General features: G+C 58.3%; 10 protein-coding genes and 2 pseudogenes. 4 read left to right on the top strand and 8 right to left on the bottom strand.

From position 1 onward, the window contains the following. Positions 1 to 104: 104 nt before the first annotated feature. Together cbpM and cbpA are read right to left on the bottom strand one after the other, a co-directional pair. On the bottom strand, positions 105 to 410 hold the full coding sequence (cbpM, locus tag HMPREF3142_RS14290; RefSeq protein ID WP_012543142.1) for a chaperone modulator CbpM: 306 nt from the start codon (positions 408 to 410) through the stop codon (positions 105 to 107). Beyond that, complete coding sequence (gene cbpA / locus HMPREF3142_RS14285; RefSeq protein WP_008807234.1) at positions 410 to 1,327, bottom strand: curved DNA-binding protein; 918 nt, start codon at positions 1,325 to 1,327, stop codon at positions 410 to 412. The genes cbpM and cbpA overlap by 1 nt, the downstream gene beginning before the upstream one ends. Positions 1,328 to 1,402: 75 nt before the next feature. On the opposite strand from cbpA, the pseudogene HMPREF3142_RS29460 reads away from it, so the two are divergent. Then, positions 1,403 to 1,510, top strand: a pseudogene (locus HMPREF3142_RS29460) (hypothetical protein); the annotation flags it as partial. Here the strand turns inward: HMPREF3142_RS29460 and HMPREF3142_RS14280 are convergent. Then, a complete protein-coding gene (locus HMPREF3142_RS14280; protein ID WP_008807233.1) occupies positions 1,473 to 2,156 on the bottom strand; it encodes a TerC family protein in 684 nt (227 codons plus the stop codon). The pseudogene HMPREF3142_RS29460 and the gene HMPREF3142_RS14280 sit on opposite strands and share 38 nt — an antisense overlap. A gap of 224 nt (positions 2,157 to 2,380) precedes the next feature. Here HMPREF3142_RS14280 and HMPREF3142_RS14275 point away from each other — a divergent pair, with 224 nt between their 5' ends. Continuing rightward, positions 2,381 to 3,166 (top strand): DsbA family protein, encoded by a 786-nt coding sequence (locus HMPREF3142_RS14275; protein ID WP_070612167.1) that lies wholly within the window; start codon positions 2,381 to 2,383, stop codon positions 3,164 to 3,166. Between the two features lie 46 nt (positions 3,167 to 3,212). Here HMPREF3142_RS14275 and pgaD read toward each other — a convergent pair whose 3' ends face one another. The 4 genes from pgaD to pgaA are packed head-to-tail and all read right to left on the bottom strand — an operon-like array spanning position 3,213 to position 9,454. Beyond that, a complete protein-coding gene (gene pgaD, locus HMPREF3142_RS14270) occupies positions 3,213 to 3,662 on the bottom strand; it encodes a poly-beta-1,6-N-acetyl-D-glucosamine biosynthesis protein PgaD (protein WP_012543140.1) in 450 nt (149 codons plus the stop codon). Beyond that, on the bottom strand, positions 3,662 to 4,990 hold the full coding sequence (pgaC, locus tag HMPREF3142_RS14265) for a poly-beta-1,6-N-acetyl-D-glucosamine synthase (RefSeq protein WP_008807230.1): 1,329 nt from the start codon (positions 4,988 to 4,990) through the stop codon (positions 3,662 to 3,664). Before pgaC ends, pgaD begins: the two co-directional genes overlap by 1 nt. Next, the gene (gene pgaB, locus HMPREF3142_RS14260) at positions 4,983 to 6,998 is read right to left on the bottom strand and encodes a poly-beta-1,6-N-acetyl-D-glucosamine N-deacetylase PgaB (RefSeq protein ID WP_070612183.1); all 2,016 of its coding nucleotides are present in this window, start codon (positions 6,996 to 6,998) and stop codon (positions 4,983 to 4,985) included. The genes pgaC and pgaB overlap by 8 nt, the downstream gene beginning before the upstream one ends. An 8-nt stretch (positions 6,999 to 7,006) precedes the next feature. Next, positions 7,007 to 9,454, bottom strand: coding sequence for a poly-beta-1,6 N-acetyl-D-glucosamine export porin PgaA (gene pgaA, locus HMPREF3142_RS14255; protein WP_176747617.1), 2,448 nt, complete (start codon positions 9,452 to 9,454; stop codon positions 7,007 to 7,009). A 632-nt stretch (positions 9,455 to 10,086) separates the two neighbouring features. On the opposite strand from pgaA, the gene HMPREF3142_RS14250 reads away from it, so the two are divergent. Beyond that, the gene (locus tag HMPREF3142_RS14250; protein WP_012969132.1) at positions 10,087 to 10,653 is read left to right on the top strand and encodes a helix-turn-helix transcriptional regulator; all 567 of its coding nucleotides are present in this window, start codon (positions 10,087 to 10,089) and stop codon (positions 10,651 to 10,653) included. On the opposite strand, the pseudogene HMPREF3142_RS29900 reads toward HMPREF3142_RS14250, so the two are convergent. Then, a pseudogene (locus tag HMPREF3142_RS29900) lies at positions 10,651 to 10,779 on the bottom strand (hypothetical protein); the annotation flags it as partial. The gene HMPREF3142_RS14250 and the pseudogene HMPREF3142_RS29900 sit on opposite strands and share 3 nt — an antisense overlap. Positions 10,780 to 10,898: 119 nt before the next feature. On the opposite strand from HMPREF3142_RS29900, the gene HMPREF3142_RS14245 reads away from it, so the two are divergent. Next, positions 10,899 to 11,255 (top strand): PerC family transcriptional regulator, encoded by a 357-nt coding sequence (locus HMPREF3142_RS14245; RefSeq protein WP_306431235.1) that lies wholly within the window; start codon positions 10,899 to 10,901, stop codon positions 11,253 to 11,255. Positions 11,256 to 11,419 lie beyond the last annotated feature (164 nt).

The following is an 11,419-nucleotide window of genomic DNA, read 5'->3' as shown; positions in this document are numbered from 1 at the left end:
ACCCGGGAAATTCCCCGGCTTGCGCTGTGCTTAGTTTTTAGGCCGGATAAGGCGTAGCCGCCATCCGGCACGAAGGCGGAACGCTGCCACCCGGGATGTCGCCCCTATCCGTGGGCGAGGAAGCGGGCCAGGCGCTGCTGCAGCAGGCGATTTTCGCGGGTCAGCCGCGCGTTCTCATCCAGCAGGGTCAGCGCCACCGCGATCCCCGGCCAGTCCAGCTCCAGCTCGTTACGCAGGCGCACCGCGCGATGGACAATCGTCACCGCGCTGTCGTCGAATAGCCAGGTTTCCGCCTGCGGCTGGTGCGGTTCAATCATCCCCAAGCCGACGATCTCCGTCAGCTCCTCTTCCGATACCCCGGTACGCAGGCACAATTCGGTAATGGTAAACGTCACTGTTACTGTAGCCATCAGGCTTTCCCCCATGTCTTACGCGGATCGAAGCTGGCTTCGGCGGCGGCCAATTGTTGCCAGAGCTCACGCGCTTTTTCATCTGGTTTTGGCGGCATGACAATTTTGATGACGGCGAACAAATCGCCAGTGTGGGTTTTGCTCACCAGCCCTTTGCCCTTGATACGCAGTCGCTGCCCTGCCTGACTGCCCGGCGGCACCGTCAGCAGAATGCTCTCTTTCAGGGTGGGCACCGTGACTTTCGCACCCAGCGCGGCCTCCCATGGCGCCAGCGGCAGGACGATCTCCAGGTTATGGCCGACAATATCGAATAGCGGATGCGGGGCGATGTGGATAACCAGCCACAGATCGCCGTTCGGGCCGCCGTTTTCGCCCGGCGTTCCCTGGCCTTTCAGACGGATACGCTGACCATCGACTACCCCGGCGGGGATCTTCACATTCAGCGTTTTCGGCGTTTCACTTTCGATCATGCCAAACACGTTGTACACCGGCAGGTTATAGCTGATGGTGCGCGTCTGCTCGGCCAGCGTCTCTTCAAGGAACACCGCCACTTCGATCTCCAGATCGTGGCCGCGTGCGGCATGCTGACGGCGACGCTGATGCGCCTGCTGGCCAAACATGGAGGAGAAGATGTCGTCGAAATCTTGCTGGCTGTAGCTCTGCTCGTGTGTCTGCTGCTGGCGACCGAAGCCGGGATCGTTGCGATGCTGCCAGAGCTGATCGTATTCGGCGCGCCGCTGCTCATCTTTCAGGACTTCCCAGGCTTCGGCGAGATCCTTGAATTTGGCTTCGGCATCGCTTTCTTTACTGACGTCGGGGTGATATTTGCGCGCCAGGCGGCGGTAGGCGGTCTTGATAGTTTTCAGATCGTCGGTTGGTTGCACCCCGAGAATGGCATAATAATCCTTCAATTCCATGATTTTATCTCATCTATGCTCAGTGCGGTGGTTACATATTCCCTGGAACAGGCGTCAGTATAAAGCGTAGGGCAAATGCGCCCTGAAGGGGAAGAAAAGTGGCGGAAACTTGACGCCGTCGGGGTCGGCGGCGTCGTGGGCGAGGCTACTCTTTCGCCTGCGGCCGTGGGCGGCGGCGCCATCCTTCAAACAGCACCAGCAGCGCGCCGACGGCGCCAGCCACGCGCGCGGTGCCGTCCCCGGCGGCGGGAAACAGTTGCTGAATGGTGGGATCGCTGACCAGCATTGAGCCGGCAATCCAGCCGATGAGCATTCCGCCCAACAGCACCACGGCGGGAAAGCGGGTGAGCAGGACCAGGACCAGTTTACTGCCCGCGACGATAATCGGAATGCTGATCGCCACGCCGAGGGCGACCAGCGCAATGTGCCCTTTTCCCGCCGCAGCGACCGCCAACACATTATCCAGCGACATGATCACATCGGCGACGGTGATGGTGATCGCGGTGCGCCACAGGCTCGCGGAGCTGCCGACCTCGCTCTCTTCTTCCTCATTACTCACCAGCTTCATACCAATCCACAGCAGGAGCAACGCGCCGACTATTTTCAGCCACGGCAGCGACAGGAGATACAGGGCGAGCGCCAGCAGCAGCACGCGCGCCAGGATCGCCCCCACGGTACCGATGATGATCGCTTTGGTGCGCTTTTGTGGCGGCAGTTTGCGGCAAGCCATGGCTATCACCACGGCGTTATCGCCGCCCAGCAGTAAATCGATGGCGACAATCTGCAGCATAATCACCGCCATGTCCCATTGTTGGAGTAACGCATTCATTTCGAGAGAAACCACCTGAAAAAAGAGCAAGAAAAACCGCTGCGCAGGGTACTCCGCCTGGGGCGCATTGACCACTGACGCAGACCCACGCCGTCGCGCGGGAAAAGCGTGCCTGAAAAATAAAGTTACGAATCAACGCGCCGTTGGGCAAGGCTTCGGCGAAAAAGGGTGATATTTTGTCACCCAGACTCACCTGCCGTTCACTTATCGCAAGGATCCCCACTATGTCTGGCCACAAGAAATACCTCTCTGTCGCCCTGCTGAGCGCTGTCTTACTGCCGGCGATGGCCTCTGCCGCTGACGCGCCGGCGACTTTCACCCCGGAACAGGAGGCGAAAATCGGCAAAATCGCCGCCGACTACCTGGTCGCCCACCCGGAAGTCCTCCTGCAGGCGAGCCAGAAATTGCAGCAAATACAGGCTGAACAGCAGGCCAGCGCGGCCACTCAGGCAGTGCTGAAAAACGCGGCTGTATTGACCCAGGATAAAAATACCCCGACCTACGGCCCGGCCAACGGCAAAGTCACGGTGATCGAATTCTTCGACTACCAGTGCGTGTACTGCAGCCGTCTGGCGCCGATGATGGAGCAGGTGATTAAAGCGCACCCGCAGACCCGTTTCGCCTTTAAAGAGTGGCCGATTTTCGGCGGCCGCTGGGAAAGCTCGCTGGAGGCGGCAAAAACCGGCCTGCAGATCTATCAGCAGAAAGGGGCGGATGCCTATCTGGCCTACCATAACGGGATTTACGCTACCGGCCATAACGAAGGTAAGCTGACGACGGCGGATATCCAGCAGCAGGCGAAGAAAGCCGGCTTTGATGCGAAGAAGGCCACCGACGTCGAACCGGTGCTGCAGAGCATTAACGATCTGGCGCAGGAGATTGGTCTGAGCGGCACGCCGGGCGTGATCGTGATGCCGACCACCGGCGCCACGGAAGCCAGCATCACCGTCTTCCCGGGGCTGGCGGATCAGGCCTCGCTGGAAGCCGCCATCAAAAAAGCCGGCGGCTGATCCACGGCGTCGTAACCCATACAGGTCGCCGACGGCGGCCTTGCTCTCATGCGCGATCGCTCTCTTCCTGCGGCGGCGGTAACGCGTGGCTTTTTAAATCAATAATCTGCCCGATTTGATCGTGGTAAACGGTGAGCAAATTATAGCGGCTCATCTCCGAGATAATCTGCGGCGCAACGTTAAAGCTGCTCGCCAGCTCATCATGTCGCAGGGTGAGCACCGCGGTATGATGCCGGGTGCGAGCGCGGCGCCGGTTGTAATGATACCAGAGGATCAACAGCCAGCCGTTCAGTGCGGCAATCAGCAGATACACCAGCGCCGTATTCAGTGAAGCCATCAGCGACTCCCAGCGCGGAGAGGGCGGCGCGATGAACTGCATCAGCAAATTGGCGTACAGAAAGAACAGAAAACCGAGCCAGGCCAGCAGCGTTAAACCGGCGTCGACCAGCCGGGGCAGCACACGGTGTTCGGTTAAGATGAGCGTATTTTCATTCATCACAGGCTTCCTTTTCCCCGGTCCGGACTCACCCAGCGCGCGCGGGAACGTTGACGTTTCACCATCACTTTCGGAAAAGCGACCAGCGTGGTCAGCAGGCCGATCATCCAGTAGACCATCGGGAACCAGATCACCCAGAACAGTGATTTGGCGACCTTTTTCTCGTAGCGTCGCTCGATATACAGACTGGCGACGAACTGCAGCAGGCACATCACGCCAAGCAGCATGCCGGTGAACTCCGGCGGAAACAGGCTGTGCACCGCCAGATTGTCAGGCAGCGGCATCAGGCGGCTGAGGATAAACAGCAGAATGGTAACCGCGTAGGCAAAGGCCCACAGCGTGGAGCAGGCATACTCCAGAAACAGCGGCCACATCCGATGATGCTCCCAGTGAAACAGGCGACGGAGGTTGACCAGAAAAACCTCCGCGCCGCCCTGCGCCCAGCGCAGACGCTGCTTCCATAACCCTTTGAGGGTCTCCGGCATCAGGATCCAGCACAGCGCCCGCGGCTCGAAAAAGATGTCCCAGTGGCGGAGCTGAAGCTTCCAGCTGATATCAATATCTTCGGTGATCATATCCGGGCTCCAGTAGCCGACGTCCGCCAGCGCCTGGCGCCGGAAGGCGGCAATCACACCGGAGACGGTAAAGACCCGGCCATAGATCCGCTGCGTCCGCTTGATAAGCCCAATGATCGACGAGAACTCACCCACCTGAATGCGGCCGATCAGCGTGGATCGGGTGCGGATCCGCGGATTGCCGGTGACCGCCCCGACGTGCGGATAGTGGATCAACGGCGCGACCAGCCAGGCCGCGGTATCCCGGTCCAGCAGGGCGTCGCCATCGATGCAGACCAGCAGATCGCCGCGGGCGGCGGCGGCGCCTGCTTTGAGCGCTACCGCTTTTCCCTGATTGGCGGCAAGGTGGATCACCCGCAGCCTCGGCTCCTCCTGCGCCAGCTGCTGGAGCACCTGGGCGGTGTTGTCCGAAGAGCCGTCGTTAATGGCGATCACTTCGAGATTGGCGTAACGCTGGGCCAGCGCCGCGCTGATGGTTTCCCGAGCGTTTTTCTCCTCGTTAAAACAAGGGATCAGGATCGAAATCAGCGGATTGCCCGGCAGCGTCGGCGGCGGGGTATCCTCCCCCCACGGCCAGTGGCGTTCCAGCTGAAACCAGAAATAAAGGCCCCCGGTGATCCACAGCACTGACATAAACAGCGGCCAGAAGAAGACAAAGTCGAGGATAAGCTCGCCGGTAAATACCGCTGCGACGCCTAACGGCAGCCCGAATACGAGGCATAAAATGCACAATGCGATGATGCGATCAGTCATGGTCAGGGTACCACCAGGAAGAAAATTGCGGCCTGATACGGGAGATATCAGGCTGGTTGTTAATAAAATCGTCAGGGTAGTAGCCGTAGTTTTTGACGCCGTTCAGCCGCAGCAAACGCATCCAGTCCGCCAGCTGCTGGTCGGGAATGGCGTTTTGCTGGCGTCGGTTCCAGTCTCGGGCCTGCAGTTCAAAGATGGTTTTCTTCAGCGCGCCCGGGTGGCTGGCGACGGCCTGGACCAGCCGCGTCAGCCAGGCCTGGCTGGCGTCAATCGGTACGGACTCCATCAGCGGCATCGCCATGGGTACCGTCCAGTCATAGGCGGCAAGGAAGTCATCCAGATTCTGCGCGAACCAGGCTTCGCTCTGCGGCTCCAGGATCGGCAGGGCGAAGAGATTACGCGCCGTTTTCACCTGCGGGCCGCGGATGGCCTGCACCGCCTGGCGTAGATCCAGAGTGAAGCGGGTCAGGGTTTGGCTTTTGAAACGCATCCATGCCTGGCGCTCTTGCGGACGTTGGGGCACCGGGCCGGCATCGTGCCCCAGACCCGTCTGCCGCCAGGCGGCGACCGCCTCCGGGCTCACGTCTTCAAAATCGGTCAGCACGGCGTCATCGTGAAACAGAATCCCGCTGAAGCTGGCGTGCCGGGCCAGATCTTCGTAGATGTCGGTGATCTGCTGGCGAACCCGGGGATCCCAGGGCGACAGGCGAACGTACGGCTGGCGGGCAAGTAACGCCTTCCCGGTTTGCGGATCCCAGCGCTGAACGCGCGGCAGATCGGACGAGAGATCGAAGGCCAGCACCGGCATCCAGGCATAGACCTTCACCCCGCCGCGGGTCTGCAACTGCCAGGAGACGAAGTTAAACAGGTCGGCGCGCATCGGCAGCCAGCGGTTGGGGAAATAGAGCGACTTGACCGTGCCGTCGCCTTGCGGGTCGGAAAAGGCCTGCAGAAAGACATGGCTGATTTTCATGTCATAGACGCGCTGCACCAGCTTATCGATATTTTTCGCCTGCTGGACGGGATTGGGGTCATAGACATAGTCCAGATCCACATGCATCACCCGAACAGGATCGGCTTCCTGAATCTGGGTTACGGCGTTGGCAAAGGCCTTGATCGACGGGTTACCGGCGATCAGCATGCGCGGAATATTGTCCAGATCTTTCACATTGCCCAGGCCGTCGTTCAGCGTAAACGCCAGCTGATACCCCTGCTGTTTGGCGATAGCCAGGGTGCTGCCGCTGGCGGCGCCATAGGGCCACACCCAGGCGCGCGGCGCTTTCCCGGCGACCTCGTGGATTTTCGCCGTCACTTTCTGCACGTCATCGGCCATGCGCCGGGTAAACTGCGCGTCGCTTTCATAGCGGCCGGTGGTTTTATCCCAGCCGCGGTTGGCGGCGGCGGGCTCGCGGCTGCCCTGCGGATTGGCCGGCAGACCGTAGTGCGAGGCCCAGGTGTGCGCGCCGATCTCCACCAGCGGCGAGCGGCTGAGCTCGCGCACCATCTCCCAGGTAGCGAAGCGCTCGCGCGGCGTCATCAGGCCGCCAAAATTAACGGGCTGGTCAGCGGGAGTGTCCACCCAGCTGCCCACCGGCGCCCACAGCGCCGGAACATTCCAGGCTTTAAGTAGCGGCCAGACGCGGGTGTAAAAGCTGCTATAGCCATCGTCGAAGCTGAGAAGAAAAGCCTTGGCCGGCAGCGGCTTAACGCCATGGTGTGCATCGAGAATGTCCTGGACGCTCACCGCATGGTACCCGTGATCCAGCAGCCAGGCGATCTGCTCGTTGAGCGCACTGGTGCGCACTGAAAGATAACGCTGGTCGGCGGCATCGTCTTCGACGTCATGGTAGGCCAGCACCAGAAAGCGATCCGCCGGCCAGGGTTGATTGGCCTCCGGTTGGGGGCGCTGCTGCGGGGCGAGGAAGGGGACTTCCTCAGCACGCACGCTGAAGATAAGGCACAGCCAGACGAGAAGCATCAGGCCGTTGCGCAGGGTCGTGTTCAGCATGGTCATCCTTAAAACCGTATATTTGCATCAAGAGTGATGGCGAGGTTGTTTTCGCGTTTACCGTCGTAGGGGCGTTTGTCCCAGTTCAGCATCACCCCGGTGTCGACGACGTTGTTCCAGCGCAGGCGCTGCCCATAACCCAGCACCGTGATCGCCCCGGCGGCGTGATTTTTTTGCCAGTAGCTGCCGCCGCCGGCGAGCAGCTGCTGGCTCCAGACGGTGTCATAGCGCTGGTAAAGCATGTGATCGACGGCCAGCGCCGCGGTGGCGGCGAGGTCCCGTGCCGGACTGTAGTAGGCGGTGTCGGTGCGGCTATTGGCGCTGGCCGACAGACCGGGCTGCAGATCCAGCGTTAACCACGGCGTCTGCCAGAGGCGCTCTTTACCGGAGAGGGTGTACTCCTGGCGGCGGTTGCGATCGGTAAACCGGCTGGCGGCCACGCTGACGCGGTATTCCCGGCGTTCGTTTTGATACCAGCGCAGCCAGCCTTCGCCGCGGTTGGCGCTGACGCCGTTGCGTAACGCGCGCAGCGGAGTCTGCTGCGAAATCCGCTCCAGTTCGCCGCCCAGCTGCCAGCGATCGCTGACGTCGTGGGCGGCGGAAAGGCGGACGCCGGGCTTGTTCTCGCCGTGAAAATTGACGCTGGAGAGTTCAAGCTCGCCCCAGTAGTCGCGCGGGCGCCATTCAACGCCGGCGAACAGCTGGCGACGGCTGCCTTTCCCCTCTTCAAAATTGCCTTCAGCGAAGCGGTGCCCGCCGAACAACCGCCAGCTGTCGGCTAGCGGCGGGCTGTAGATCGCCGTCTCAAAACTGAGGTCGTGGGTGCCGCTCACCGGGTTGTCGGAGTGCAGCCCTTTGCCAACGCTCAGGCGAAGTTCGGAAAGATGATGGACCTCGCGCGCTCTGGCCAGGCGCTGGGTATTCAGATCCCGTGGCGAGCGGGCGACGACGTCGTCAGTCAGCAGATCCATTTGCCGCCACTCCTGCAGATCGAGGGCGACCCAGGCCTGCTGGCGCTCCAGCTGCAGGCTGGAGGGTTCCAGAGATTCCGCTGCTTTTAGCTGGCTTTCGGCGGCTCGCGGTAGCCCTCTGTCCTGCAGAAGGGCGGCATAATCTATCTGCAGGCCCTGATTGCCGGGGGCCGTTGCCGCCAGGCGCTGCATCCGGGCTTCGGCCTGCGGCAGGGCGTTGGTGGCCGCTAAATAGTGCACGTTAAGCGACTGTGCGGTGAGCCAGTCGTCATTCGGCTGCGGCGTCGGCGAACCGTAGAGACGACGGATGTAGGGTGCATTCCGGGTGAGGCGGGCGACATACTGTTGCGCCGCCGGGTACTGACCGGTGTCCAGCAGGGCGTAGAAAAGCTCGTGTTCCTCATTCTGTTGGCTTGTCAGCCACGAGGGATGCTGGTGAATAAGCGTCAGCGCAGGCTCAATTTGCTTAAGGGCGATATAAGAGGAGATGACCCAGCCGATGGCCCAGTCGGGAACGGTCTGCTGCTGCGCGATGAGATTTTGGTATTCACGGATGACCTGCGCGTAATCTGCATTGGCGTACAGCGCACCCAGACGATCAATGCGCGCCCGGATGATGTCGGGCGCAGCCTGTGGGTCGGGGTGCCAGGCGGCAATCATCGCGTCGTATTGCGCCAGGGCCGTGCGGGCCAGCGCGTAACGCGCGTTTTCTTCGCGGGAAGGGGTATCGGCAAGGCGCACCAGTTCGGCGGCGGCGTTCAACTGCAGATTGCGCTTTTCCGCAGGCGTCAGTTCGACGCTATTCGCCAGGCCGAGAGCAGGGGAATCGATCCGGTTGCGGGTCAGGGTCGCCATCAGGCTGGCCAGCGCGGCTTTGTTTTGCGGCTCACGATCGAGGATCTGCGTGTCCACCAACAGCTGGTCCCAGCTTTTGCCAAGCCGCAGGTAGACATAAGAGAGCGTCTGCAGGTGGGCAACGCTCGCCTGCTCCGCTACCAGGCGACGCGCTTCGCTGAGCGCCTCGCCGTCCTTGCGGGCATCGGCCAGCGTTTTGATATAGCCGATACGATAATCGTCACTGTCAGGGGCCTGGCTGAGAGCCTGCTGCCAGAGGGTGAGCGAGGCTTGCCACTGTTTCTGGTTACGCAGGGCCTGTGCCGCCGCGGCGGTACCGCGTGCGGGAAGCGGCATATAAACCTGATAGCGTCGCCAGACTTTCACCACTTCATCGTCCTGGCCGGCCCAGAGAGCTACCTGCAGCCAGTCCGCCACCTGAGAAGGGGTTAAGGCATGCCGCAGCTGGTACTGCTGAAGATAAGAGAGAAAGGGGGCGTACTGGCCTTGACGCGCTTGCAGGATCTGCTGGTCATAGAGCGAATCTGCTCCCTGAACCAGCGCCGGGAAGAGCAAAAGCAAGCCGATTGACAGCGAGAGTTTCGTGTTGCGATTAAACAATAACGTATTTGAATAAGGTGATCTTTCCATTTCTATTTGCCATATGTTCATCAAGAATCCATTGCACAACACGACCGTCCTTTGACGGTGAGTTAAAGGATGAGGATGGTCCCATTTAGCTGACTGGCACTGCGGGTGAATGACTTATTGCAAACTAATAAACATATCTCCTGTTGATAATTGAATGGATAATTTATACCCGATACGGCAGCGGATAAATATGGATAAATGATGGGCTGCGTTTTAAGATAATTCTGTAAAATCGACTTAATTCGAGCGGCGTTGTTGAAGTTGGTTTCTTTAACTTACTGAAATAAATAAAAAAGAGAGAGGGTTGGAATTTTGTTTCAAAATTGATGTGCTGCTTATATTGTGAAGAGGTTGGTGGTTTTTACTGGATATTTAAGATGATTTCTGACAAAAATTCTCAATGCCAAAAAAAGCATCTTTTCTGTGGATTTTTTTTATTTATAATTAATCCGTTTATTTTCCATCAGAACGCAAGGAGGGTTTTCACAGCCAGAGTCAGATGCCGCGCTAATGATAAATCACAGGTCTCGTTATTTTTACCGCCATGCGAAGCGTCCAAAGGGGGAAGGAAAACGTCTGGTTGACGAGAATTTGTTGATTAAATGTTAAAGGGACGATTTGTGGCAACTTCAATGATATTGGTTACTCAGGATTACTATCTTTTTCAAGGGGTTAAGAATTTCTTTCCTGATATCATTCAGTTAGATTCTAGCGGAAAAACGATTTTAGATAATGAGGTTGATGAGGTCTCTCTGCTGGTTGATAGCCGTTCGCCGCTTTGTCATTACGATTACCTGGTGATGGAGGCGGCACAATCCAGAAAGCGAATATGTTGTATCGTCCTCGATATGCGCCATCGGGAAGAGCATTTACTGAGTCTGAAATCGTTTTTAAACATGTCATTATCACCCGCCGATATGGCGACATTATTTGGTCTTTTTCTGGAGATGAAGAGCAAGCGGCTGACCAAAGAGTGGTTTGACGATCTGCGCTTAAGTTTGTCTGAACAGTTAATGCTACGTTTGCTTGGGGCGGGTATGACCATGGAGGAGGTGGCGGTGAATCTGAATACCTCGGTAAAAAGCCTTTACCGGAAGCGCACTGCGCTTTATGAGCGACTGGGGTTAGATAATTTTAATGAAGCCTGCTTATTTATCTTCAGAAATAAACTGCTGGAGCACTCCGTTAGGTCGCCATGAGGCTTGGTTGTACAGGGAGTGGATGACATCGCAAGGTATTTGATAACGGAAATATAATAAATTAAATAGCTATTGATAGGTACAACCGTCGATACCGTCCGGTATCCATGGCGGCGTTCGACATATAATTCCGGAGCTCTTTGGAAGTAATTACCGCGAATGCGGTTTGCTATGCACAGCGATTATTATAATGAATATATTCCTTGCGCTGCACAGGAATAGTTTTGTCATAAATTAACTCTACCATGGTATTCCGGCCCAGGTGTCGGAATACCATGGGATATCGTGAAAGCATCAGAGGAGCGAGGTGGATGAGAATAAGGGACAGTATTGCTGAACGGTTAGAGGCGAGTGGGCTCTACCGTCGGGCGGCATCCAGATGGATTGAGGTGATGCAGCGCTGCCTGAACGATGATGACAGAGAGTGGATCCGTCACCATCGTAATCAGTGTCTGAAAAAGGCGCAACGTCCGCAAGCGCCGAAAGAGGAGTTTGCCGACCTCCACCAGGCGGCCAAAGAGACACAATATCGCATGGGTATCGCGAAGCCCTATGGCGAAGCGTTCAGGCTGCCCGGCAAAGGGAAAACGGCCGCCGAGTAATCCCTTTCTTCATGGCGTTTGCCTGACGTCTTCGTCTTATCCGGCCTACGGGTCCCCCCGCAGGCTCAAACAGCGTAGGCACGCGCAAGCACAGTGCCACCGGGCGATACACATCAGACGCCGTACCTGCGGTTGTGCCGGATGGCGGCATAAATGCCTTATCC

Origin of the sequence: Klebsiella sp. HMSC16C06, from assembly GCF_001808325.1 — a bacterium.
Classification (GTDB): Bacteria; Pseudomonadota; Gammaproteobacteria; order Enterobacterales; family Enterobacteriaceae; genus Klebsiella; species Klebsiella variicola.
Note: the sequence above shows the minus strand (reverse complement) of the source record. Positions and strands in the feature narration are given on the sequence as shown.